General features: G+C 58.0%; 22 protein-coding genes. 7 read left to right on the top strand and 15 right to left on the bottom strand.

Annotated elements, in window-relative coordinates; all coding sequences use genetic code 11:
• Positions 1–103: 103 nt before the first annotated feature.
• From blrA to creD, 4 genes are all read left to right on the top strand, one after another.
• On the top strand, positions 104–778 hold the full coding sequence (gene blrA / locus G5367_RS16945) for a beta-lactam response regulator transcription factor BlrA (RefSeq protein ID WP_033138557.1): 675 nt from the start codon (positions 104–106) through the stop codon (positions 776–778).
• Positions 775–2,196, top strand: coding sequence for a beta-lactam sensor histidine kinase BlrB (blrB, locus tag G5367_RS16940; protein ID WP_421244742.1), 1,422 nt, complete (start codon positions 775–777; stop codon positions 2,194–2,196). Before blrA ends, blrB begins: the two co-directional genes overlap by 4 nt.
• Positions 2,197–2,279: 83 nt before the next feature.
• Positions 2,280–3,074 (top strand): OXA-12 family class D beta-lactamase, encoded by a 795-nt coding sequence (gene blaOXA / locus G5367_RS16935; protein WP_421244743.1) that lies wholly within the window; start codon positions 2,280–2,282, stop codon positions 3,072–3,074.
• Between the two features lie 120 nt (positions 3,075–3,194).
• Positions 3,195–4,571 (top strand): cell envelope integrity protein CreD, encoded by a 1,377-nt coding sequence (gene creD / locus G5367_RS16930; protein ID WP_421244744.1) that lies wholly within the window; start codon positions 3,195–3,197, stop codon positions 4,569–4,571.
• A gap of 51 nt (positions 4,572–4,622) precedes the next feature.
• Here the strand turns inward: creD and glmU are convergent, their stop codons facing one another.
• The 15 genes from glmU to mioC all read right to left on the bottom strand — a co-directional run bounded on the left by glmU (position 4,623) and on the right by mioC (position 18,395).
• A complete protein-coding gene (gene glmU / locus G5367_RS16925; protein ID WP_421244745.1) occupies positions 4,623–5,984 on the bottom strand; it encodes a bifunctional UDP-N-acetylglucosamine diphosphorylase/glucosamine-1-phosphate N-acetyltransferase GlmU in 1,362 nt (453 codons plus the stop codon).
• Positions 5,985–6,077: 93 nt separating this feature from the next.
• Positions 6,078–6,506: a F0F1 ATP synthase subunit epsilon gene (locus G5367_RS16920; protein WP_005339345.1), complete on the bottom strand. Its 429-nt coding sequence runs from the start codon at positions 6,504–6,506 to the stop codon at positions 6,078–6,080.
• A gap of 18 nt (positions 6,507–6,524) precedes the next feature.
• The gene (atpD, locus tag G5367_RS16915; RefSeq protein ID WP_026455856.1) at positions 6,525–7,913 is read right to left on the bottom strand and encodes a F0F1 ATP synthase subunit beta; all 1,389 of its coding nucleotides are present in this window, start codon (positions 7,911–7,913) and stop codon (positions 6,525–6,527) included.
• A 33-nt stretch (positions 7,914–7,946) separates the two neighbouring features.
• Complete coding sequence (gene atpG, locus G5367_RS16910; RefSeq protein ID WP_041210471.1) at positions 7,947–8,813, bottom strand: F0F1 ATP synthase subunit gamma; 867 nt, start codon at positions 8,811–8,813, stop codon at positions 7,947–7,949.
• A 42-nt stretch (positions 8,814–8,855) separates the two neighbouring features.
• Entirely contained in the window at positions 8,856–10,397 is a 1,542-nt protein-coding gene (atpA, locus tag G5367_RS16905; RefSeq protein ID WP_216952485.1) for a F0F1 ATP synthase subunit alpha, read from the bottom strand.
• A 15-nt stretch (positions 10,398–10,412) separates the two neighbouring features.
• Positions 10,413–10,946, bottom strand: coding sequence for a F0F1 ATP synthase subunit delta (atpH, locus tag G5367_RS16900; RefSeq protein ID WP_204480539.1), 534 nt, complete (start codon positions 10,944–10,946; stop codon positions 10,413–10,415).
• A 13-nt stretch (positions 10,947–10,959) separates the two neighbouring features.
• Positions 10,960–11,430, bottom strand: a complete 471-nt coding sequence (gene atpF, locus G5367_RS16895) for a F0F1 ATP synthase subunit B (protein WP_204480536.1) — start codon at positions 11,428–11,430, stop codon at positions 10,960–10,962.
• Positions 11,431–11,485: 55 nt separating this feature from the next.
• Positions 11,486–11,728 (bottom strand): F0F1 ATP synthase subunit C, encoded by a 243-nt coding sequence (gene atpE / locus G5367_RS16890; protein ID WP_005307205.1) that lies wholly within the window; start codon positions 11,726–11,728, stop codon positions 11,486–11,488.
• Positions 11,729–11,786: 58 nt separating this feature from the next.
• Positions 11,787–12,569 carry a F0F1 ATP synthase subunit A gene (gene atpB / locus G5367_RS16885; RefSeq protein ID WP_216952488.1) on the bottom strand — a complete coding sequence of 261 codons (783 nt, stop codon included), beginning with the start codon at positions 12,567–12,569 and terminating at the stop codon, positions 11,787–11,789.
• Positions 12,570–12,577: 8 nt separating this feature from the next.
• A complete protein-coding gene (locus tag G5367_RS16880) occupies positions 12,578–12,988 on the bottom strand; it encodes an ATP synthase subunit I (RefSeq protein ID WP_421244746.1) in 411 nt (136 codons plus the stop codon).
• A 190-nt stretch (positions 12,989–13,178) separates the two neighbouring features.
• Positions 13,179–14,087, bottom strand: coding sequence for a ParB/RepB/Spo0J family partition protein (locus G5367_RS16875; RefSeq protein WP_005342343.1), 909 nt, complete (start codon positions 14,085–14,087; stop codon positions 13,179–13,181).
• Complete coding sequence (locus G5367_RS16870) at positions 14,084–14,887, bottom strand: ParA family protein (protein WP_323913086.1); 804 nt, start codon at positions 14,885–14,887, stop codon at positions 14,084–14,086. The genes G5367_RS16875 and G5367_RS16870 overlap by 4 nt, the downstream gene beginning before the upstream one ends.
• Before the next feature lie 26 nt (positions 14,888–14,913).
• Positions 14,914–15,540, bottom strand: a complete 627-nt coding sequence (gene rsmG, locus G5367_RS16865) for a 16S rRNA (guanine(527)-N(7))-methyltransferase RsmG (protein ID WP_005339331.1) — start codon at positions 15,538–15,540, stop codon at positions 14,914–14,916.
• A gap of 8 nt (positions 15,541–15,548) precedes the next feature.
• Positions 15,549–17,438: a tRNA uridine-5-carboxymethylaminomethyl(34) synthesis enzyme MnmG gene (gene mnmG, locus G5367_RS16860; protein ID WP_005357220.1), complete on the bottom strand. Its 1,890-nt coding sequence runs from the start codon at positions 17,436–17,438 to the stop codon at positions 15,549–15,551.
• Between the two features lie 507 nt (positions 17,439–17,945).
• Entirely contained in the window at positions 17,946–18,395 is a 450-nt protein-coding gene (mioC, locus tag G5367_RS16855) for an FMN-binding protein MioC (RefSeq protein WP_180343045.1), read from the bottom strand.
• A 396-nt stretch (positions 18,396–18,791) separates the two neighbouring features.
• Between mioC and G5367_RS16850 the strand changes: the two genes are divergently transcribed.
• The 3 genes from G5367_RS16850 (at position 18,792) to G5367_RS16840 (ending at position 23,425) form a co-directional block, all read left to right on the top strand.
• The gene (locus tag G5367_RS16850) at positions 18,792–20,888 is read left to right on the top strand and encodes a TonB-dependent siderophore receptor (RefSeq protein ID WP_421244747.1); all 2,097 of its coding nucleotides are present in this window, start codon (positions 18,792–18,794) and stop codon (positions 20,886–20,888) included.
• A 79-nt stretch (positions 20,889–20,967) separates the two neighbouring features.
• Positions 20,968–22,614, top strand: a complete 1,647-nt coding sequence (locus tag G5367_RS16845; RefSeq protein ID WP_421244748.1) for a multidrug ABC transporter permease/ATP-binding protein — start codon at positions 20,968–20,970, stop codon at positions 22,612–22,614.
• Positions 22,615–22,660: 46 nt separating this feature from the next.
• On the top strand, positions 22,661–23,425 hold the full coding sequence (locus G5367_RS16840) for an ATP-binding cassette domain-containing protein (protein WP_421244749.1): 765 nt from the start codon (positions 22,661–22,663) through the stop codon (positions 23,423–23,425).
• Positions 23,426–23,447: the final 22 nt, after the last annotated feature.

Below are 23,447 nucleotides of genomic sequence, written 5' to 3'. Positions count from 1 at the left end.
AGAACATCGAAATATTAGCCCCTTTTTCGGAAAAATAAAACAGCAAATAGGATCCGATTTGGTTCGATGCCAGAATGGGGTGCCAATTTGCGACGAGGATGCCATGCAAAAGAGAGTCATCTGGCTGGTGGAAGATGAGGCCAGCATCGCCGATACCCTGATTTATGCCCTGCAGACCGACGGGTTCGAGGTGGAGTGGTTCATGCTGGGCCAACAGTTGCTGACACGACTGGAACAGACGCGACCCGACTTCCTGATCCTCGATGTGGGGCTGCCCGACATCAGCGGCTTCGAACTCTGCAAGCAGGTGAGGGCGCTGACCGATATCCCCCTGATGTTCCTCACCGCCCGCAGCGAGGAGATAGACCGGCTGATCGGGCTGGAGATCGGTGCCGACGACTATGTGGCCAAACCCTTCTCGCCACGGGAAGTGTGTGCCCGGGTGCGGGTCATCCTGCGCCGCAGCCAGCCCGTCGCCCCCCAGCCCAGCGCCCTGCTGGTGCTGGATGAGGAACGGGCCCGCATCCATTTTCGCGGCCAACCGCTGGCCCTCACCCGCTACGAATATCTGCTGCTCAAGACCCTGATGCAGGCGCCGGGCCGGGTCTACTCCCGCCAGCAGCTGATGGATCTGGTGTGGCAGGATGCCGAAGAGAGTCTGGATCGCACCGTCGATACCCATATCAAGACCATCCGCGCCAAGCTGCGCGAGCATGATCCCGAGGCCAACCTGATCCTCACCCACCGCGGACTGGGCTATAGCCTGGAGCTGGCATGAGACTAGGACTGCAACTGCTGTGCGGCCTGCTGCTGATCTTCGCGCTGGCCGCCTGGTTCGTGCTGGAGATCTTCGTCGAGGAGATCAAACCCGGAGTGCGCAGCGCCACCGAGGATACCTTGGTCGACATGACCCAGCTGCTGGCGCCGCTCGCCCTCGATGATCTGCAAGAGGGCAATATGATGAACGGGCGGCTGGCCAGCGCCTTCGCCCGTCTCAACCAGAATCCCATCAATGCGATGATCGACGGCCACCTCAAACAGCAGGCGGAGTACCGCATCTATGTGACAGATCGGCAGGGGATGGTGATTTACGACTCCGACGGCACGGATCTGGGCAAGGATTATTCCCGCTGGAACGATGTCTACCGCACCCTGCGCGGTCAGTATGGCGCCCGCAGCACCCGCACCGATCCCGACGATGCCGCCAGCTCGACCATGTATGTGGCGGCACCGCTGCGGGAAGGCACAGAGATCATCGGCTCCCTCACCGTCGCCAAACCCAATCGCACCCTGATGCCCGCCATCGAGCGGGGTGAACGGGAACTGCTGCAAGCCGCTGGCCAGATGCTGTTCATCTCGCTATTGATCGGCAGTCTGCTGGTTTGGTGGCTCAACCGCGCCATAGGCAAACTGGTGCACTACGCCGAATCGGTCAGCAAGGGGGAGGCGGCACCGCTGCCGCAACTGCACACCGTCGAGCTGGATCGGCTCGGCCACGCCCTTGAAACCATGCGCCACCAGCTCGATGGCAAGAGCTATATCGAGGGCTATGTCCACAGCCTGACCCACGAGCTGAAGAGCCCGCTGGCGGCTATTCGCGGGGCAGGGGAGATCCTGGCCGAAACGCCGCCCCCCGAGGTGGCCAGGCGCTTTATCGGCAACATCAATCAGGAGAGTGCCCGCATGCAGCAGCTGATCGAACGGATGCTGCAACTGGCACGGCTGGAGTCGGGGCAGGGGCTGGATCGGCAAGCGGTAGAGCCAGCCGGGCTCGGCAAGCGGGCGCTCGATGCCCGCCAGATTATCGCCCAGCGCCGGCAGGTAGCGCTGGTTGCCGAGCTGGCCAGCGCGCCGAAACAGAAGTGGGACCCGCTGTTGGTGGAGCAGGCCATCGGCAACCTGCTGGATAACGCCATCGACTTCTCTCCTGCCTACGGGCTGGTCACCCTGAGCGGCAGCCAGCAGGAGGAGGGCTACTGTTTTCGGGTCACCGACAGCGGCCCCGGCATTCCCGACTATGCCCTGCCACGGATCTTCGAGCGCTTCTACTCCCTGCCGCGCCCCGACAAGGGCAAGAGCAGCGGTCTCGGGCTCAGTTTCGCCCATGAGGTGGCCCACCAGCATGGCGGTCGTCTGACCCTGAGCAACCAGCCGGAGGGAGGCGCGCTGGCGGAACTCTGGCTGCCGTTCACCTAGTCACCGCCCTGCAACTTCACACTCCCCACACAAAGCGGCTTTAGACTGCCGCTTTCTCTCATCCATTTGCTCAAGGAAATGCTATGTCCCGCCTGCTTCTCTCCAGCCTACTGGCTGCCGGTCTGCTCGCAGCCCTGCCTGCCTCCGCCGCCAGCGGCTGCTTTCTCTATGCTGACGGCAACGGCCAGACCCTCTCCAGCGAAGGGGACTGCTCCAGCCAGCTGCCGCCCGCGTCCACCTTCAAGATCCCGTTGGCGCTGATGGGTTACGACAGTGGCTATCTGGTGGATGAAGAGCATCCGGCACTGCCTTACAAGCCGAGCTATGACGGCTGGCTACCCGCCTGGCGCGAAACCACTACCCCGCGCCGCTGGGAAACCTACTCGGTGGTCTGGTTCTCCCAGCAGATCACCGAATGGCTGGGGATGGAGCGCTTCCAGCAATACGTCGACCGCTTCGACTACGGCAACCGGGATCTCTCCGGCAATCCGGGCAAACATGACGGTCTGACCCAGGCCTGGCTCAGCGCCAGCCTCGCCATCAGTCCGGAGGAGCAGGCCCGCTTCCTCGGCAAGATGCTGAGCGGCAAGCTGCCGGTCTCGGCGCAGACTCTGCAGTACACCGCCAATATCCTCAAGGTGAGCGAGATCGACGGCTGGCAGATCCACGGCAAGACCGGCATGGGCTACCCGAAGAAGCTGGATGGCAGCCTCAACCGCGATCAGCAGATCGGCTGGTTCGTCGGCTGGGCCAGCAAACTGGGCAAACAGCTGATCTTCGTCCATACCGTGGTGCAAAAACCCGGCAAGCAGTTCGCCTCCCTCAAGGCGAAAGAGGAGGTGCTGGCCGCATTGCCCGGGAAGCTGAAGACCCTGTAATTTCTCCAGAAACCGGCGCAAGGCCGGTTTTTTTATCCCCCTTCACCATCACTTCACACAAGCCCATCACCACTTCACGCCGGACTGACAGACTCACTCCATCCAACAAGGAGACGTGTCATGGTCAAACAGATATTCACCCACAAGATATTTCTGCTGCTGTTGCTCAGCCTGCTGTTGATGGTGCCGGTGCAATCCATCATGGAGCTGAACCGGGAGCGTCAGGCTTACCGCAATCAGGCCATTCACAGCATCATGGCCAGCAGCAGCGGCCCGCAACGACTGATGGGGCCCATTATCGTGCAGCCCTATACCCGTTCGGTGACGGTCGAGCAGGAGGGCAAGCGCTTCGTCCGTCAGGAGCAGATCTACCGCTACCTGCTGCCGGAGCAGTTGGATATCAAGGCCAACATGGAGGTCACCCCGCGCAAGCTGGGCATCTATCAGGCGCAGGTCTACCAGACCCGCCTCACCCTATCCGGCCGCCTGCCCACCCGGCAGAGTTTGCTGAATGACGCGACCTCACCGCCCGGTGAAACGGCCGAGCTGGTGGCGGGCAAACCCTACCTGAGCCTGGTGCTCTCCGATGCCCGCGGTATCAACAGCGTCCCCGAACTGCAACTCGGCACACAGCGGATCCCGTTTGCCCCCGGCGCCCGCCTCGGTGACGCGCTCGCGGGTATCCATGCCCCACTCGACAACCTGCCGCAGCAGGATGGCACCTTCCATTTGGAGCTCAATCTACAGGGGATGAACGCCCTCGACATAGTCCCGCTGGGCAAGGAGAGCACCCTGCAGCTGGCGGGCAACTGGCCCCACCCCAACTTTATCGGTGACTTTCTGCCGGGCAGTCGCACCCTGAGCCCACAAGGGTTTGAGGCCAACTGGCAAACCAGCTGGTTCGCCAGCGACATGGAGACCAGCTTCAACCGGATGATGAACGGGGGCGATAGCCATCTCTCCACCTTCAGCGTCAGTCTGGTGCAGCCGGTGGATCACTATCAGCTCAACGAACGGGCGGCCAAATATGCCCTGCTCTTCATCGGCCTCACCTTTATCAGCTTCTTCATGTTCGAGCTGCTCAAGGGGCTGAGGGTTCACCCGATCCAGTACGCGCTGGTAGGCATGGGGCTGGCTATCTTCTATCTGGTGCTGCTGGCCCTGACCGAGCACCTCGGCTTTGGCTGGGCCTATCTGGTAGCCGCGCTGGCCAGCGTGCTGCTCAACGGCTTCTACCTCAGCCATGTGCTGGGTGGCCCGAAAAAGGGGATCGGCTTCGCAGCGCTGCTCGGGCTGGTCTATGCCATCCTCTACAGCCTGCTGCAGGCCGAAGAGATAGCTCTGCTGCTCGGCGCCCTGCTGCTGTTCGCCACCCTGGCGCAGATCATGCTGCTGACCCGCAAGCTCGACTGGTATCAGGTGATGAACTACAGCGCACCCGCGACCACATGGGCGGCCCCCCAGTCATCGACCAGTGACACCAACCATCAGTCATAAGCCAAAAAAACCGGCGCCATCGGGCGCCGGTTCTATTTTATTGCTCGGGCATCACTTCTTCTTGACCGGACGAGCCCAGTTCTTGATGTGACGCTGGGGTACCCGGGTAATCACGAGTTCATTTTCACCCACGTCCTTGGTAATAGTAGAGCCGGCACCCAGGGTGGCCCCCTTGCCGATGCGAACAGGCGCTACCAGTTGGGTATCAGAACCGACGAACACATCGTCCTCGATGATGGTCTGGAATTTGTTGACCCCGTCGTAGTTGCAGGTGATGGTACCGGCACCGATATTCACCCCGGCTCCGATCTCGGCATCACCCAGATAGGTCAGATGACCGCACTTGGAACCAACCCCCAGACGGGCCTTCTTCATCTCGACGAAGTTGCCAACGTGCGCATCCTGCTCCAGAACCGCCCCCGGACGCAAGCGGGTAAACGGACCCACTGAGCACTGATCTGCCACCTGTGCACCCTCGATAACCGAGTAGGGTTTCACCTCGGTGTGATCGCCAATGACACAATCTTTCAGTACGCAACCGGCTCCGATACGAACGTGATTGCCGAGAGTCACCTTGCCCTCAATGATGACGTTTGCATCAATAACAACCTCTTCACCAATTTCCAAAACCCCACGCAAATCAAAGCGTGCGGGGTCGATCATGGTTGCACCTGCAATCATCAGTTTCTCGGCCTGCATCTGCTGATAGCTGCGCTCAAGCTGAGCCAATTGCACCCGATTGTTGGCCCCTTCCACCTCGGCGGCACGCTCCGGATGAACGGCGGCAATCGGGCAATTATCGCTGTGAGCCATGGCGATCACATCGGTCAGATAGAACTCGCCCTGGGCGTTTTTGTTGTCGAGACGAGACAACCATTGACGCAACTGGCCCCCATTGGCCACCAGCACGCCGGTATTCACCTCACGAATGGCCAGCTGTTCGGCATTGGCATCCTTCTGCTCGACGATACCGACTACCTGACCATTTTCACGGACGATGCGGCCATAGCCGGTGGGGTTGTCCAGCACCACGGTCAGCAGTGCCATCCCGTTTTCAGCCTTGGCGGCGAGCAAGCGCTGCAGGGTCTCGGGCTGGATCAGCGGGGTATCGCCGTAGAGCACCAGCACATCGTCTTCATCCTTCCAGAACGGGATGGCCTGGGCGACGGCATGACCGGTTCCCAGCTGCTGAGCTTGCAGCACCCAGTTCACATCGGCCGCCACGATCCGCTCTTTCAGCAGCTCGGCACCGTGGCCATAGACCAGATGCAGCTGCTCGGCACCGACCTGACGAGCGGTATCGATCACATGGGAAACCATGGGTTTGTTGGCTACCGGGTGCAGTACCTTGGGCAGAATGGAACGCATACGGGTACCTTTACCCGCAGCCAGGATCACGACGTTGAGGGACATAAATTGGCCTTTGGAACATGAGAAATACTCGGCGGAGTCTATCCAACGGGTAAAAAAAAAGCGACCCGAAGGTCGCTTTTTACATCACCGTTATTAGCGGTAATTCTTTTTGACGATATCGATGACTCGCAGTTGAGCCATCGCCTTGGCCAGCTCGGTGGCGGCCTGGGCGTAGTCGATATCACCATGGGAGCTGTGGATCCGCTCTTCGGCTGCGCGCTTGGCTTCCTGGGCTTTCGCCTCATCCAAGTCGTCAGCACGAATCGCGGTGTCCGCCAGCACGGTCACGGATTCAGGTTGTACTTCCAGCATACCGCCGGAGATGTACAGCACCTCTTCAGTTCCGTTCTGCTTCACCAAGCGGACCAGGCCCGGCTTGATGGCAGTCAGCAACGGAGCATGACCGTGGCGGAGACCCAACTCACCTTCGGAGCCTGATACCTGAGCGGATTGCACGCGACCGGAAAACAGTTTTCCTTCGGCGCTCACCACGTCCAGGTGAAAGGAGATCATCTCTGCCATGGGCCCTCCTGTCGAGGCTTACAGTTTCTTGGATTTCTCGACGACTTCGTCGATACCGCCAACCATGTAGAACGCCTGCTCGGGCAGATCGTCATACTCGCCTTTCAGGATGCCCTGGAAACCACGGATGGTCTCTTTCAGCGGCACGTATTTACCCGGAGAACCGGTAAACACTTCTGCTACGAAGAACGGCTGGGACAGGAAACGCTCGATCTTACGGGCACGGGCTACGGTCAGTTTGTCTTCTTCTGACAGTTCATCCATACCCAGGATGGCGATGATGTCCTTCAGCTCTTTGTAGCGCTGCAGTACGGTCTGAACGCCACGAGCGGTCTCGTAGTGCTCTTTGCCAACCACCAGCGGATCCAGCTGACGAGAGGTAGAGTCCAGCGGGTCAACGGCCGGGTAGATACCCAGTGCCGCGATTTGACGGGACAGTACGACGGTCGCATCCAGGTGGGCGAAGGTGGTCGCCGGAGACGGGTCAGTCAAGTCATCCGCAGGCACGTAAACGGCCTGTACGGAGGTGATGGAACCGGTCTTGGTGGAGGTGATACGTTCTTGCAGAACACCCATCTCCTCGGCCAGGGTCGGCTGGTAACCTACAGCGGAAGGCATACGGCCCAGCAGTGCGGATACTTCAGTACCGGCCAGGGTGTAACGGTAGATGTTGTCCACGAAGAACAGCACGTCACGACCTTCGTCACGGAACTTCTCGGCCATGGTCAGGCCGGTCAGCGCAACGCGCAGACGGTTTCCGGGCGGCTCGTTCATCTGACCGTAAACCAGAGATACTTTGTCCAGTACGTTGGACTCCATCATCTCGTGGTAGAAGTCGTTACCCTCACGGGTACGCTCACCTACACCGGCGAATACAGAGTAACCACTGTGTTCGATCGCGATGTTACGGATCAGCTCCATCATGTTTACGGTTTTGCCTACACCGGCACCACCGAACAGACCAACCTTACCACCCTTGGCGAACGGACATACCAGGTCGATAACCTTGATGCCGGTCTCCAGCAGCTCGGTGCTGTTGGACTGATCTTCGTAGCTGGGGGCTTCACGGTGGATTGACCAGCTCTCTTCTTCACCGATCGGGCCTTTCTCGTCGATTGGCTCGCCCAGTACGTTCATGATCCGACCCAGTGTCGCAGTACCGACCGGAACCTGGATGGATTTACCGCTATTCATTACTTCCAACCCACGACGCAGACCGTCGGAGGAACCCATGGTGATGCAACGAACGACGCCGCCACCGATCTGTTGCTGAACTTCCAGCACCAGACCCTGGCCTTGACCTTCGCTAACGACCTTCAGTGCATCGTACACCTGGGGCACGGCATTCTGCGGGAACTCGATGTCCACTACAGCGCCGATGATTTGGACGATGAAACCGTTACTCATGTCAAATCCTCTAAACCTTTGATAACCCTTGCCTTACACCGCAGCAGCACCGGATACGATCTCTGTCAGCTCCTGGGTAATACTGGCCTGACGGGCCTTGTTGTATACCAGTTGCAGATCGTTAATCAGGTTACCGGCGTTGTCAGTCGCGGCTTGCATGGCAACCATTCGGGCTGCCTGTTCACTGGCCAAGTTTTCCACTACACCCTGGTAGACCTGAGATTCGACATAGCGAACCAGCAGGGTATCCAGCAGCTTCTTGGGATCCGGCTCATAGAGGTAATCCCAGTGGTGTTTCTTGGCCAGCTTGCTGTCTTCAGTTACGGGCAAAGGCAGCAGTTGATCGACCCGTGGTTGCTGCACCATGGTGTTGACGAACTTGTTGTACACCAGATACAGCTTGTCAATCTCACCGTTGTCGTAAGCCTTCAGCATGACCTTGACTGAACCAATCAGGTCATTGACGCTCGGGTTATCGCCCAGTCCTGCGACGTGAGCTTTCACCTTGGCGCCGTGCCGTTCAAAGAAGTTGGAGGCTTTGTTGCCGATCAGAGCCAGGTCAACCTTGGCACCTTTCGCGCTCCATTGCTTCATATCATTGAGGGCAGCCTTGAACAGGTTGATGTTCAGACCACCACACAGGCCACGGTCGGTGGAGACGACGATGTAACCCACTCGCTTGACCTCACGTTCGATGAGGTAGGGGTGTTTGTATTCCAGGTTCCCCTGAGCGATATGGCCGATCACCTTGCGCATGGTTTCAGCGTACGGACGGCTGGCAGACATGCGATCCTGCGCACGGCGCATCTTGCTTGCTGCCACCATTTCCATAGCGCTGGTGATCTTTTGAGTGTTTTTAACACTCCCGATCTTGTTACGTATCTCTTTTGCGCCGGCCATCTCTTCTCTCCATCAGGTGGCAGCTTGCGCTGCCACACTCGCTTACCAGGTCTGGGTTGCCTTGAAGTCATCCAGCAACGCAGTCAGCTTGCCAACGATCGCGTCGTTGTAGTCAGCCTTGGCATTGATTTCAGCCATCAGCTCAGCATGCTGGGTATCGGCGAAAGAGAGCAGAGCGGCTTCGAAGTCGAGGATCTTGCTCAACTCGACATCAGAGAGATAGCCTTTTTCCGCGGCGAACAGCACCAGAGACTGGTGAGCCACGCTCATCGGAGAGTACTGCTTCTGTTTCATCAGCTCGGTCACTTTCTGACCGTGGTCCAGCTGCTTGCGAGTTGCATCGTCCAGGTCGGAAGAGAACTGGGCAAAGGCAGCAAGTTCGCGATACTGGGCCAGCGCGGTACGGATACCACCGGACAGCTTCTTGACGATCTTGGTCTGGGCGGCACCACCCACACGGGATACGGAGATACCCGGATCAACCGCAGGACGAATACCGGCGTTGAAAGACTGGGAAGTCAGGAAGATCTGACCATCGGTGATGGAGATCACGTTGGTCGGAACGAACGCGGATACGTCGCCCGCCTGGGTTTCGATGATCGGCAGCGCGGTCAGAGAACCGGTTTTGCCCTTCACTTCACCCTTGGTGAACTTCTCTACGTACTCGTCGTTGACGCGAGCTGCACGCTCCAGCAGACGGGAGTGCAGATAGAATACGTCGCCCGGGAATGCTTCACGTCCTGGCGGACGGCGCAGCAGCAGGGAAATCTGACGATATGCAACGGCCTGCTTGGACAGGTCATCATAAATGATCAGGGCATCTTCACCGCGGTCACGGAAGTACTCACCCATGGAGCAACCTGAATACGGAGCCAGGTATTGCAGGGCAGCCGCTTCGGAAGCAGAGGCAACCACTACTATGGTGTTGGCCAGGGCGCCGTGCTCTTCCAGCTTGCGCACCACGTTGGCGATGGTGGAGGCCTTCTGGCCAATCGCAACGTAGACACACTTAATACCGGAGTCTTTCTGGTTGATGATGGTGTCGATCGCAATGGCAGTTTTACCTACCTGGCGGTCACCGATGATCAGCTCACGCTGGCCACGACCGATAGGGATCATGGAGTCGATGGCTTTCAGACCGGTCTGGACAGGCTGGTCAACAGACTTACGCTCGATAACGCCCGGGGCAATCACTTCTACCGGAGAGAAGCCATCGTGCTCGACCGGACCTTTACCGTCGATAGGCTGACCCAGGGTGTTGACCACCCGGCCCAGCAGACCACGACCGACCGGCACTTCCAGAATGCGGCCAGTACCTTTTACTTTCATCCCTTCGGCCAGATCGGCATAGGGACCCATCACTACGGCACCAACGGAGTCACGCTCCAGGTTCAATGCCAGAGCGTAGCGGTTGCCCGGCAGCTCGATCATCTCACCCTGCATGGCATCGGCCAGGCCGTGGATACGAATGATACCGTCACTCACGGAGACGATGGTACCTTCGTTACGCGCTTCGCTCTTTACATCAAACTGCGCAATGCGCTGCTTGATCAGCTCGGCGATTTCAGTGGAATTCAGTTGCATGCTCTAATACCCCAATCAAGATTGCAGCGCGTCAGCCATGCGATCCAGCTTGCCGCGGACAGTTCCGTCGATAACCAGATCACCGGCCTTGATGAGCACCCCGGCCATCAAGGACGCGTCGATGCTGCAATTCAGCTTCACTTTGCGCGCGAGACGTTGTTCCAGAGAAGCCTGAATATTGGCTTTCTGCTGGTCGGTCAGTGCAATCGCCGAAATCACGTCAGCCTGAACTTCTTTGTCCAGTTCAGACTTGAACACCACAAATTCGGCAACGACCGCCGGCAGCACACCCAAGCGACCATTCTCTGCCATTACCCGGATCAGGTTCTGGCCATGCTCGTCGAGTTGCTCCCCGCAGATGCTGACAAACAGTTTTGCCAGCTCGTCGGCAGCCACAGAGCCGTTAACCAGGGAGTGGATGGTCTCGTTCTTCACTACTTCCGCAGCGAAGCTGAGCATCCCCAGCCACTGATCAACCGCCTTGTGCTCAACGGCAAACTCGAAAGCAGCCTTGGCGTAGGGGCGAGCGATTGTAGTCAGTTCAGACATAGCCCCGTTCCCGTTACAGTTCAGCTACCAGTTTGTCGACGATGTCGCTGTTGGCAGCCTGGTCGATTTGGCGCGCCAGGATCTTCTCTGCACCCGCAATGGCAAGAGCAGCAACCTGCTTGCGCAGTTCCTCTTTGGCACGATGACGTTCAGCTTCAATCTCGGCACGGCCTTGAGCCAGGATTTTTTCCCGCTCAGCCTGAGCACCGACAGTTGCCTCATCAATGATCTGGGCCTTGCGTTTGTTGGCCTGTTCAATGATTTCAGCAGCCTGCAGCTTGGCTTCTTTCAGCTGATCGACGGCGTTGGCCTTGGCCAAATCCAGATCTTTCTTGGCTCGTTCGGCAGAAGAGAGACCGTCAGCAATAGCTTTCTGACGGGCTTCGATGGCAGCCATCAGCGGCGGCCATACATACTTCATGCAAAACACAACGAAGAAGAAAAAAGCAATTGCTTGGCCGAGGAGGGTGGCGTTGATATTCACAGCCGATGTCCTCTTTAGTTAGTTAATGGGTTATGCCTGGAGATGTCGTAACGACTTAGCCAGCAACCGCAAACATCACATACAGACCCAGACCAACGGCGATCATCGGGATCGCATCCACCAGACCCATTACGATGAAGAACTGGGTACGCAGAACAGGGATCAGATCAGGTTGACGAGCAGCACCTTCCAGGAACTTGCCACCCAGAATACCGATACCGATGGAAGCGCCGATAGCAGCCAGACCCATCATCATTGCAGCAGCGATGTACAGCAGGTCCATGTTCAAGTTTTCCATGAGGATCTCCATTTATTTAGATGTAATTGATTGTATAAAAAGGATTATTTGAGTCGCATCAACCATGGTCTTCCTGTGCCATCGACAGATAGACGATGGTCAGAACCATGAAGATGAATGCCTGCAAAGTGATGATCAAGATGTGGAAAATTGCCCAAGGCACGGACAGGATCCACTGTGACCACCAGGGTAGCAAACCCGCAATCAGGATAAAGATCAGTTCGCCAGCATACATGTTGCCGAACAGTCGAAGACCCAGAGAGACCGGTTTGGATACCAGCGTAACAGTTTCCAGGATGAGGTTAACCGGGATGGCCGCCGGGTGGTTGAAAGGCTGAAGCGTCAGCTCCTTCACAAACCCGCCGATACCCTTGACCTTGATGCTGTAATACAGGATCAAGAAGAACACGCCCAAAGCCATGGACATGGTGATGTTAACGTCAGCAGAGGGAACCACACGCAGATAGGGAATACCCATCAATTGTGCAGCGTGAGGGATAAAGTCAACGGGGATCAGATCCATCAGGTTCATCAGGAAGATCCAGACAAACACAGTCAACCCCAAAGGTGCGATGACCTTGTTGCGACCATGAAAGATGTCTTTGACGTTACCATTCACAAACTCGACCAGCATCTCCACAAAGCACTGCAGCTTACCCGGCACCCCGCTGGTAGCGTTAACGGCTACTTTGCGGAACAGCAGGATAAACAGGGCGCCTAGCACGACGGAGAATACCATTGAGTCGATATTCACCGTCCAGAACCCGGACCCGACTTGAAGGTGGGTCAGGTGGTGGGAGATATATCCCTGAGGAGTCAGGACTTCTCCGGTTGCAGACATGAGTTTTCCTAATAGTGGTTGTTAAGCGTGAATGAGACTATCCACTGTACAACGAGGGCGAGGACATAAGTGGCAAAAAACGAGACGGTAACGACCTCGACTTTCGCACCAAACAACAGAGCAAACAGACCTGCTGTCGAAACGAGCTTAATCCCAGCCCCACCATAAAAGTCCCGCAAAACCAGGCCCACACTCTCGGTTGTCACCTTGCGGCGCAGCACCCAGACAGTAAACAAGGCTTGAGGAACCCAGTACATCCCCCCTCCGTAAAGGGCGGAATAACCGGCGCTGGCACTAATCTGATAAAACCAGACAGCACTCATCGCCAGGATCAGGATGAGCTGACAAACGAGCATAACCCAGGCTAGCGTAAAACCTTCCAAGGCTATTTTCTGCTTCACCAACCTACCCCTGAACATTACAGAACTGTAAAAAATCGGGATCCGAAGACCCCATGTTAACAGCTCTTAAAGCCGGTCAAATTATACCCTTGAGGGCCGCTATTGCAATATGACAAAAATCCTTAATTTTTGCGGCTTTCCGCGGCAAATCAAGGTTATGGCCATATCAAAAGGAATGGATGTTTTATTACTACAAAAAGCGTAAGAATCACGATTCCGACACGCCAAAATAGCCCAATATACGGTCCAAATCGGATAAATTCTCGTAACTTATTACTAACTTTCCGCTATCCCGCTTGCCAGGCTGAAGTTGCACCTGATTGCCTATTTTTTCTGCCAACTGGCGCTCCAGATAGCCGATCTGAGGATCTCGAGCCGGTTCGACCCTGGCTTTTGCCGGTTCGAGCGCTTTTTGCACCAGCTTCTCGGTATCGCGTACAGTCAGCCCTTTCTGGGCAACCAGCTTGGCCAGTTCGGACTGAGCCTGACCGCTCAGGGCCAGCAGGGCTCGGGCATGACCCATGTCGAGGTCGCCATGCTCGACGAAACGCTTCACGTCGTCGTTGAGCTGGTTGAGACGCAGCAGGTTGGTCACCGTGGTGCGGGACTTGCCCACCGCCTCGGCCACCTGCTGGTGGGTGAGTTCGAATTCGGTCAGCAGTCTTTGTAAAGCGACCGCCTCTTCGATGGCATTGAGGTCTTCCCGCTGGATGTTCTCAATCAGCGCGATGGCAACGGCAGCCTCGTCGGGTACATCCTTGACGATGCAGGGCACCACCTCGAGCCGCGCCAGCTGGGACGCGCGCCAGCGCCGTTCACCGGCGATGATTTCGAAGGATTGTTCGCCGAGAGGGCGTACCACGATGGGCTGGATCACCCCCTGGGCGCGGATGGAGTTGGCAAGCTCTTCCAGTGCATCCTGGGACATATCCTTGCGGGGCTGGTACTTGCCGGACTGTAACCACTCCACCGGCAGCTTGCGCAGCTCGCCCTGATTGGTGGGGGCCATGGCCTCTTCAGTACGTTGATCGCTCATCACCTGTTTCTGGCGGGCAGCCGTGCTGGTACTGAGCAGGGCATCCAGCCCCTTGCCCAGTCCACGTTTTTTCGGAGTCATATGCTCTCTCGGTCTGCGATGGTCGCCTGACGTTCCTGCTCCTGGCGGCGCAGGATCTCGCCAGCCAGTGCCAGGTAGGCCTTGGCGCCCACCGATGATTTGTCATAGTGCATGGCCGGGGCACCGAAACTCGGGGCCTCAGCCAGTCTAACGTTGCGGGGAATGATGGTGCGGTAGACTTTGTCGCCAAAGTGCTGTTTTAGCTGATCGGACACATCATTGGCCAGCCGGTTGCGGTGATCGTACATGGTACGCAGCACACCTTCGATCTTGAGATCGGGATTGACCACGGCGGCCAGCTTGCTGATGGTGTCGACCAGGGCGGTGAGCCCTTCCAGCGCATAGTATTCGCACTGCATGGGCACCAGCACGGAGTCGGCGGCGGCCATGGCATTCACGGTCAGCATGTTGAGGGAAGGTGGGCAGTCGATGAAGACGTAGTCGTACTTGTCCCGCACCGAGGCCAGCGCATTGCGCAGACGGATCTCGCGGGCAAAAAATTCCATCAGACGGATTTCGGCCGCGGTCACGTCGGCGTTGGCGGCAATCAGGTGATAGCCCCCGGTAGTTTCGGGGATGATCACTTCGCTGATGGGGGCATCCTCGATCAGCAGCTCATAGGCGGTGCGCTCGACGTCATACTTGTCGACACCGCTGCCCATGGTGGCATTGCCCTGCGGATCCAGATCGATCACCAGCACCTTGCGCCGGGTGGCAGCCATGGAGGCGGCCAGATTCACACAAGTGGTGGTTTTACCCACTCCACCCTTCTGGTTGGCTATGGCGATGACTTTTCCCACACGATCCCCTAAATGAAACTGCGACCCTATTCGGGCTGGATATGTTTGAATTCCAGCAGATGACGTTCGCCTTCCAGCTCCGGCACCCGCAACTCATGACAGGCTACCAGACGGATATTGGCAGGCAACTGGGCCAGCTCCTGCTCGGGATATTGTCCCTTGAGCGCCAGGAAGCAGCCCTGTTCTGACGGCAGGTGGTGACACCAGCTCAGCATGTCCTCCAACGAGGCAAATGCCCGACTCAGTACACCATCAAACCCCACTTCAGGTTGATACTCTTCCACCCGGGATTTGACCGGCGTCACATTGGTCAGACCCAGCTCCTGGATCACCTGACGGATGAAGTTGATCCGCTTGCCCAGACTGTCGAGCAGGACGAACTGCTTATCCGGATTGATGATCGCCAGCGGCAATCCCGGCAGGCCAGGACCTGTCCCCACGTCGATGAAGCGCTCACCGTGCAAGTGGGGGCTTACCACCAAGCTATCGAGGATATGCTTGACCAGCATGGCGTCCGGATCTCGCACCGAGGTGAGATTGTAAGCCTTGTTCCACTTGTGCAGCAACTCGACCAACTGCACCAGTTGGCTCTTTTGGGTATCGGTGATAACAATTTCGGCCTGCTTGAGCAGGCCGTTCAATCTTTCCAACATGGGATTCCTCAGGCGGTTTTACGCAGCAGGCCGTGTTTTTTCAGGTGAACCAGCAGGATGGAGATAGCCGCCGGGGTGATGCCGGAGATGCGGGAAGCCTGACCAATGGTCTGCGGTTTGGCATCGTTCAGCTTGGCTTTCACCTCGTTGGAGAGGCCGTTCACCTCGCGATAGTCCAGATCCAGCGGCAGCAGGGTATTCTCGTTGCGCAGCTGCTTTTCCACTTCATCGTGCTGACGCTCGATGTAACCGGCGTACTTGATCTGGATCTCAACCTGTTCGGCCGCGGCAGGATCAGTCACGGAAGGACCGACCCCTTCGATGGCCATCAGCGCATCATAGGTCACCTCGGGGCGACGCAGCAGCTCTTCCAGACTCTGTTCGCGGGTCAGCGGGGTGTTGACCAGGGCGTTGACCGCTTCCAGTGACGGATGTTGCGGGTGGATCCAGGTTGAACGCATGCGCTGACGCTCCAGCTCGACCTGTTCCATCTTGGCGTTGAATTTGCTCCAGCGCTCGTCATCCACCAGACCCAGCTCGCGACCGATGGCGGTCAGGCGGATATCGGCGTTGTCTTCCCGCAGCAGCAGGCGGTATTCGGCGCGGCTGGTGAACATGCGGTAAGGCTCGCGGGTCCCCAGGGTGGAGAGATCGTCCATCATCACGCCCATGTAGGCCTGATCCCGACGCGGGTTCCAGGGATCCTTGTCCTGGGCACGCAAGGCCGCGTTCAGACCGGCCATCAGGCCTTGTGCCGCCGCCTCTTCGTAACCGGTCGTGCCGTTGATCTGGCCGGCGAAGAACAGGTTTGGAATGCACTTGCTCTCCATGTTGGCCTTGAGATCCCGCGGATCGAAGAAATCGTACTCGATGGCATAACCCGGGCGGGTGATGTGGGCATTCTCGAAGCCACGCACGGAACGGACGATCTGCACCTGCACGTCAAACGGCAGGCTGGTGGAGATCCCGTTCGGGTAAAGCTCGTGGGTGGTCAGGCCTTCCGGTTCGACGAAGATCTGGTGCGCCGTCTTGTCGGCGAAACGGGTGATCTTGTCTTCGATCGACGGGCAGTAGCGCGGACCGATCCCCTCGATCACCCCGGCGTACATGGGGCTGCGATCCAGGTTATTGCGGATCACCTCGTGGGTACGCTCGTTGGTGTGGGTGACGTAGCAGGGCACCTGACGGGGATGCTGGCTGGCATTGCCGATAAACGAGAAGACGGGGCGCGGATCGTCACCGTGCTGCTCCTGCATGACGGAGAAATCGACGCTGCGGGCATCGATGCGCGGCGGGGTGCCCGTCTTGAGACGATCGATGCGCAGCGGCAGTTCACGCAGGCGCTGGGCCAATGCGATCGAGGGAGGATCCCCGGCACGGCCGCCCTTGTAGTTTTCCATCCCGATGTGGATCAAACCGTTCAGGAAGGTACCGACCGTCAGCACCACAGTCTTGCCGCTGATGCGGATCCCGCTCTGGGTGACCACACCGGCAACACGATCCCCGTCCATGATCAGATCGTCACAAGCCTGCTGGAAGATCTTCAGGTTCGGGTAGTTCTCCAGCATCTGGCGAACGACGGCCTTGTAGAGCAGGCGATCCGCCTGGGCACGAGTGGCTCGCACTGCCGGGCCCTTGGAGGAGTTGAGGGTGCGGAACTGGATCCCGCCAAGATCAATGGCACGCGCCATGATCCCGCCAAGTGCGTCAACTTCCCTGACCAGGTGTCCCTTGCCGATCCCGCCGATCGCCGGATTACAGGACATGTGTCCCAGCGTATCGATATTGTGGGTCAGCAACAGGGTGTTCATGCCCATACGGGCTGCCGCTGTTGCTGCTTCGGTTCCGGCATGACCGCCACCGACGACGATCACATCAAATTGTTCATGGTATTGCATTGGGATCACCTTGATCTGCACGCCTGAAGATCTTTATTTGCCTGGGCTAAAGGGCGGAACATTCTATCTGTTTCGCGTCCTGAGGGGAACGTCTACTTAACGTTCAGTATCAAGGGAGGATCCACTAATTAGATCTTAAGGATCTTTAGATCGATCTTTTACTGGATCTCTTATTAGGATCCGCCCTTTCTGTTGATAAGCTCTTTTTGATCATAAAGATCATTAATTTAAGGACGATCCTAGCTTGTGGAAAAGCTTGGATCCTGGCCCGGTGAACGAGGGGATAACCAGGACTTTTATACACAGAGGTCTGTCGGTCTGGATCTAATACATGGATAACTATAGGTTTTGCAGAGCTTTACACCGTAGTTATGCACATTACCCCTGGGCGTTGTGGGTAACCTTGTAGAACAACTCCCCCGGATCAATCTGTTAATAACATGGTGGATAGTCGATCTGGGGATAAGTGGGGAGATCAAGCTTTTTTCAGGATCTCCCGCGCGCTGATCAGGCGATCATCGTCATCCAGTCGCGGATCCACACTTCTGCGGCATCTTCGGGGATCTCGTGTTGGGTCACATCGATGTCGAGCCGCTCGCCGATCCGGCTGGCTCCGCACTCGGCCAGCAGCCGATCCAGCGTCTTGCCGCCCTGGCAAAAGGTGTCATAACTGCTGTCGCCAAGGGCGATCACGCCATATTTCAATGAATTAAGATCCGGATGCTGCTCGGCAAGATCCTTGGCGAAGGGTTGCAGGTTGTCGGGTACATCGCCGGCACCATGGGTCGAGGTGACCACCAGCAGGATGGAGCCCGCATCATCCTGCACCTCTGCCAGCTTGGCCGGGTTGTGGATCCGGGTCTGGTGGCCAGCCTGTTCCAGCAGGTTGGCTACGTGGTCTGCTACATATTCGGCGGCGCCCAGCATGGAGCCGACGACGAGATTGAGTTTGGCCATGGAATGGATCCTGATTTCAGACAAAGAAACGGAAAGCCGGATTCTACCGCCAAAGGGTGTGGATAAATATGGATAAAGCTTGGGGATAATGGATCCAGTCAGATAATGCCGCCGGATCCATCCTGCCGATCTTTTTTCTGCTTCTTTATATTCCTCTCCATTTTCTTCTCCGCTCATAGCTCTCCTGATGGTTCCCATCTCCCGCGAAATCCTGCCAACGATGCAGCCAGATAACAATGTAGATGCAAATGATTAGCAATTATTGAATCGATTCGATCACGGCTCCTGTAGTAGGATTGCGCTGCTTTATTCGCCCATGGAACAGGGTGATGTCGTGACAAACGACCACAAATAACAATCAAAACAACATAACTCATTGATAAACGAGACTTTAATATGATTGCGCAAAAATACACTACAGGACCCGGCAAGAAGGGCGCCTTCGGCGTGCTTTCGCTCTCCGGTTTGCTCGTCTCCCTGCCACTGATGGCCGAACAAACCACCGCTGAGCTGCCCAAAGCCAGCGAAACCATGGTGGTGACCGGTACGGCCATGAAGGTGGAAGTGCCGATGGCCGAGACCCCTCGCGCCGTCTCAGTGGTTAATCGCGAGGAGCTGGATCAGCACGCCGTGTTGCAGCTGGATGAAGCGATTCGCTACCGTTCCGGCGTATTGACCGGCCTCTATGGCTCAGACAACAACACCGACTGGTTCAAGGTGCGTGGCTTCGATGCCGCCTCTTATCTGGATGGCAACCGCTTGTTTGGCACCGGCTACTACGTCTGGACGCCGGAACCGTTCGGTCTGGAGAGTGTGGAAGTGCTGAAGGGGCCAGCCTCGATCCTTTACGGTGAGGCGCCTCCGGGCGGGGTGATCAATGCCATCAGCAAGCGACCGACCGCCACGCCGCAAGGGCAGGTAGATCTGCAGCTTGGCAGCCGGGATCACCGTCAGGTCGGGGTGGATGTCTCTGATGCGCTCTCCGACAACAGCCGCTACCGCATGGTTGCTCTTTATAAAGAGCGTGATGGCGTGCTCACTGGCACCTATAACGATCGGGTTTATCTGGCGCCCAGCGTCACCTTCGATCTTTCGGATCGTACCAGCCTGACCCTGCTGGCCAGTTTCCTGCACGACGAAGGGGTCCCGACCAACGGCTTCTTCCCGGTCTATGGCACCCTGAATACGTCAGGTGGCCAGATTGATCCCTCCACCAACCTGAGCCAACCGGATTACGATCGCAACCGCAATACCCAGATCTCCACCGGTTACGAGCTGGCCCACCAGCTCAACCAGACCTGGGAGTTCAAGCAGAACGTCCGTTTCAACTATAACGATCTGCTGCTGCGCCAGACCTATATCTTCCCGACCTATGAAGGCACAACTGCCAGTCGTGGCCTGGTTTACCGTGATGGCAATACCAAGAGTGCCACCATGGATAACCAGATGGTGGGCTACTGGAACACCGACAGCACCGAGCAGACCTTGCTGCTGGGGGTAGATCTGCAGCGTCACGTCAATGAAGGGGTCGAGGCCGACAACTACGGTATGGGCACCATCAATACCATGAACCCGGATTACAGCGGCTTCCCCGGTTTTGACGAGTCGACCGCCACTCACCAGAAGAGCAGCAAGGGCCAGAGCGGCCTCTATGCCCAGCACCAGATCCGCTGGGACGATCGCTGGTTGCTGACTGCCGGTGGCCGTTTTGACTATGTGGAGACCCACAACACCAATACCAGCAAGGACGAGCGCCAGTACGATCACGAGCTATCCCTCTCGGGCAGCCTGATGTATCTGGCTGACAACGGCCTCTCTCCCTACTTTGCCTATGCCGAGTCGTTCGAAGTGTTGCCAGGGATCGATCCCAACACCAAGAGTTCCTACAAGCCGCTCAAGGGCAAGCTCTACGAGACCGGCGTGAAGTATGCGCCAGCCTTCCTCGACGGTTACATCAATCTGGCGTTGTTCGATCTGGCCCAGACCAACTCGCTGGTCTCTACCGGTTCCGGCCAGCAGACCCAGGCGGGTGAAGTGACCTCTCAGGGGATTGAGCTGGAAGGGAGCGTGCAGGTGACAGATGCGCTGCGTCTGACCGCTGCTTATACCTACACAGATGCCAAAACCAACGATACCGGCAGTGGCGATCGCCGTGCCAGCCTGATCCCTCGCCACCAGGCCTCCTTCTGGGGTAACTACAAGGTGCAGCAAGGGGTGGCTTCGGGTCTGGAGCTGGGTACCGGTGTGCGTTATATCGGTTCCAGCGTGGGTATTGGCGCCGTGAATGCGGACTACACCCCCATCTACGGCTCTGCCGAGGTGCCAGCCCATACCGTGTGGGATGCGATGATCGGGTATGACTTTGCCAAGAACTGGCGTGCCCAGCTCAACGTCAACAACCTGCTGGGTGAAACCTACGTGGCCAGTTGTGACTACTACTGCTACTACGGCGAGCCGCGCAGCGTAGTGGGCAGCATCAACTACCGCTGGTAATCGAAGTCGGGCGGGAACCGGATTCCCGCCCTTCTTTTCACCCGCAGTTGTTCTGATCTCTCTGGAATACCGGTCCGTTATGGAACTCTTGTCTCTGGTTTATCGCCAATATCGTTGGCCCTTTATCGCCATTACCCTGCTCAGTCTGCTCAGTGCAGTCAGCGGGATTGGCGTCATTGCCTTTATCAATCAGTCTCTTATCGAATCTATAGGTGATCCGCTGCCGATCCTCGGTCAGCTGGTCGGCCTGATTGTGTTGCTGCTGGTGATCACACTCGGATCTCAGCTGGCCCTGACCACTCTCGGTCACCATTTTGTCTACCGGCTGCGCGGCCGTCTGCTCAAGCAACTGCTGGATACCGATGTCGCCCGCATTCGCCAGATTGGTCAGGGGCCGCTGCTGGCCTCCCTCTCCAGCGATATCGGCCAGATCACCATCGCCTTCGTGCGCCTGCCGGAGCTGGTGCAGGGGCTGGTGCTCACGCTGGGTTCTGCCCTTTACCTCGGCTGGCTCTCTCCTGCATTACTCGGGGTGACCGCACTCTGGGTCACCGTCACCATGGTGGTGGGCTGGTTGCTGGTGAACCGTGTTTATCGCCATCTCTCCCACATGCGTCAGGCCGAAGATCGGCTCTATCAGAACTATCAGGCCATCATCGCTGGCAGCAAGGAGCTGGCGCTCAACCGCGAGCGGGCTCACTTCGTTTACCACCAGCTCTATGAGCAGAATGCCCGTGACTACCGCCAGCAGATCATCCGCGCCGACACTTATCACCTGAGCGCGGTGAACTGGTCGAATATCATGATGCTGGGGGCCATCGGTCTGGTCTTCTTTCTGGCCAACGGCCTTGGCTGGGCCAACACCAATGTGGCCGCCACCTTTGCGCTGACCCTGCTGTTCCTGCGCACCCCGCTGTTGCAGGGGATTGGCGCCCTGCCGACCCTGCTTGCCGCTCAGGTGGCGTTCGACAAGATCGCCGCCCTCAATCTGGCCGAGCCGGATGCGGACTTCCCGCTGCCGCCCGCCATCCGCCCCTGGCAGCGTATCGAGTTGGAGCAGGTGAGCTTTCACTATCAGGGGGAGGGCGGCTTTGCCGTCGGCCCCATCGATCTGGTCATCGAAAAGGGGGAGCAGATCTTCATCATCGGTGGCAATGGATCCGGCAAGTCGACGCTGGCCATGCTGTTGACCGGCCTTTACCAGCCGGTATCGGGCCGCATCCTGTTGGATGGTGAACCCGTCACCGATCGCAACGGCTATCTGGCGCTCTTCTCCGCCATCTTCACCGACTATCACCTGTTCCAGCACCTGCTGGGGCCGGAACCCAAGGATGAGCTGGTGGCCGAGTGGCTGGAGCGGTTGCAGATGGGCAGCAAGCTCACCATCGAGGATGGCTTTATCGCCGATATCGAACTCTCTCAGGGGCAGCGCAAGCGGGTCGCCCTGCTGCTGGCGCTGGCCGAGCAGCGCGAGGTGATGCTGTTTGACGAGTGGGCCGCGGATCAGGATCCCCAGTTCCGCCGCATCTTCTATCAGGTGCTGCTGCCGCGCCTCAAGGAGATGGGCAAGACGGTGATTGCCATCAGTCACGACGATCACTACTTCCCGCTGGCCGATCGCCTGCTGGAGATGCGTCAGGGCCAGCTCACCGAACTGACTGGGGCGCACCGCGCCGCAGTGAGCCGCGATGCGATTGCCCATCTGGATTGCGAGGTGCCAGCTTGATGCCGGCACCGATGAGACTGGCGGCAAGCCAGCACAGGAATTGCCTATGTTTGAGATGAAATCAGCCAGCTTCACGGTCAATGACCGCACGCTGCTGCACCCCACCGACCTGCGTTTCGAGCAGGGACAGGTCTATGGCCTCATCGGCCACAATGGGTCGGGCAAATCGACCCTGCTCAAGCTGCTGGCACGCCAGCAACCCCTCAGCGACGGCGAGATCCTGTTCGATGGCAAGCGGCTACCCGACTGGGGCAATCGGGAGTTTGCCCGTCAGGTGGCCTATCTGCCCCAGCATCTGCCGAGCGCCGAGAATCTGCTCGGGCGGGAGCTGGTGGAGATGGGCCGCTACCCCTGGCGCGGCCTGCTGGGCCGGATGGGGGCTGAGGATCACCGTCAGGTCGAGCGTGCCATCGCCCTTACCCATACCGAACGCTTTGCCGATCGGCTGGTGGATACCCTCTCCGGCGGTGAGCGGGGGCGGGTCTGGCTGGCGATGCTGCTGGCCCAGGAGAGCCGCTTCATCCTGCTGGACGAGCCGCTGGCCGCGCTGGATGTGGCCCATCAGGTGGAGGTGCTGACGCTGGTCAAGCAGTTGAGCCGTCAGCTCAACCTTGGGGTCATCATCGTCATTCACGACATCAATATGGCCTCCCGCTTCTGCGATCGGCTGGTGGCGCTTCACTCCGGCCGCCTGCTTACCCACGGCGAACCTGAGGGGATCATGACCAGCGAGACCCTGCACGCCATCTATGGCATTCCGATGGAGGTCATTCGCCACCCGGCTCATGCTCATCCCATCGCCATCGTCTGACTGGGGGGCTCTCTTGAACCGT

The sequence above is a fragment of the Aeromonas sp. 604282 genome (assembly GCF_049170575.1).
Classification (GTDB): domain Bacteria; phylum Pseudomonadota; class Gammaproteobacteria; order Enterobacterales; family Aeromonadaceae; genus Aeromonas; species Aeromonas veronii_A.
The sequence above is the reverse complement of the archived record's forward strand: the minus strand, read 5'-3'. Positions and strand labels throughout refer to the sequence as shown.

Excerpts from the sequence above, each read along its gene's own strand:
- blrA (WP_033138557.1), top strand. The coding sequence starts at position 104 with ATGCAAAAGAGAGTCATCTGGCTGGTGGAAGATGAGGCCAGCATCGCC.
- blrB (WP_421244742.1), top strand. The coding sequence starts at position 775 with ATGAGACTAGGACTGCAACTGCTGTGCGGCCTGCTGCTGATCTTCGCG.
- blaOXA (WP_421244743.1), top strand. The coding sequence starts at position 2,280 with ATGTCCCGCCTGCTTCTCTCCAGCCTACTGGCTGCCGGTCTGCTCGCA.
- creD (WP_421244744.1), top strand. The coding sequence starts at position 3,195 with ATGGTCAAACAGATATTCACCCACAAGATATTTCTGCTGCTGTTGCTC.
- glmU (WP_421244745.1), bottom strand. The coding sequence starts at position 5,984 with ATGTCCCTCAACGTCGTGATCCTGGCTGCGGGTAAAGGTACCCGTATG.
- G5367_RS16920 (WP_005339345.1), bottom strand. The coding sequence starts at position 6,506 with ATGGCAGAGATGATCTCCTTTCACCTGGACGTGGTGAGCGCCGAAGGA.
- atpD (WP_026455856.1), bottom strand. The coding sequence starts at position 7,913 with ATGAGTAACGGTTTCATCGTCCAAATCATCGGCGCTGTAGTGGACATC.
- atpG (WP_041210471.1), bottom strand. The coding sequence starts at position 8,813 with ATGGCCGGCGCAAAAGAGATACGTAACAAGATCGGGAGTGTTAAAAAC.
- atpA (WP_216952485.1), bottom strand. The coding sequence starts at position 10,397 with ATGCAACTGAATTCCACTGAAATCGCCGAGCTGATCAAGCAGCGCATT.
- atpH (WP_204480539.1), bottom strand. The coding sequence starts at position 10,946 with ATGTCTGAACTGACTACAATCGCTCGCCCCTACGCCAAGGCTGCTTTC.
- atpE (WP_005307205.1), bottom strand. The coding sequence starts at position 11,728 with ATGGAAAACTTGAACATGGACCTGCTGTACATCGCTGCTGCAATGATG.
- atpB (WP_216952488.1), bottom strand. The coding sequence starts at position 12,569 with ATGTCTGCAACCGGAGAAGTCCTGACTCCTCAGGGATATATCTCCCAC.
- G5367_RS16880 (WP_421244746.1), bottom strand. The coding sequence starts at position 12,988 with ATGTTCAGGGGTAGGTTGGTGAAGCAGAAAATAGCCTTGGAAGGTTTT.
- G5367_RS16875 (WP_005342343.1), bottom strand. The coding sequence starts at position 14,087 with ATGACTCCGAAAAAACGTGGACTGGGCAAGGGGCTGGATGCCCTGCTC.
- rsmG (WP_005339331.1), bottom strand. The coding sequence starts at position 15,540 with ATGTTGGAAAGATTGAACGGCCTGCTCAAGCAGGCCGAAATTGTTATC.
- mnmG (WP_005357220.1), bottom strand. The coding sequence starts at position 17,438 with ATGCAATACCATGAACAATTTGATGTGATCGTCGTCGGTGGCGGTCAT.
- mioC (WP_180343045.1), bottom strand. The coding sequence starts at position 18,395 with ATGGCCAAACTCAATCTCGTCGTCGGCTCCATGCTGGGCGCCGCCGAA.
- G5367_RS16850 (WP_421244747.1), top strand. The coding sequence starts at position 18,792 with ATGATTGCGCAAAAATACACTACAGGACCCGGCAAGAAGGGCGCCTTC.
- G5367_RS16845 (WP_421244748.1), top strand. The coding sequence starts at position 20,968 with ATGGAACTCTTGTCTCTGGTTTATCGCCAATATCGTTGGCCCTTTATC.
- G5367_RS16840 (WP_421244749.1), top strand. The coding sequence starts at position 22,661 with ATGTTTGAGATGAAATCAGCCAGCTTCACGGTCAATGACCGCACGCTG.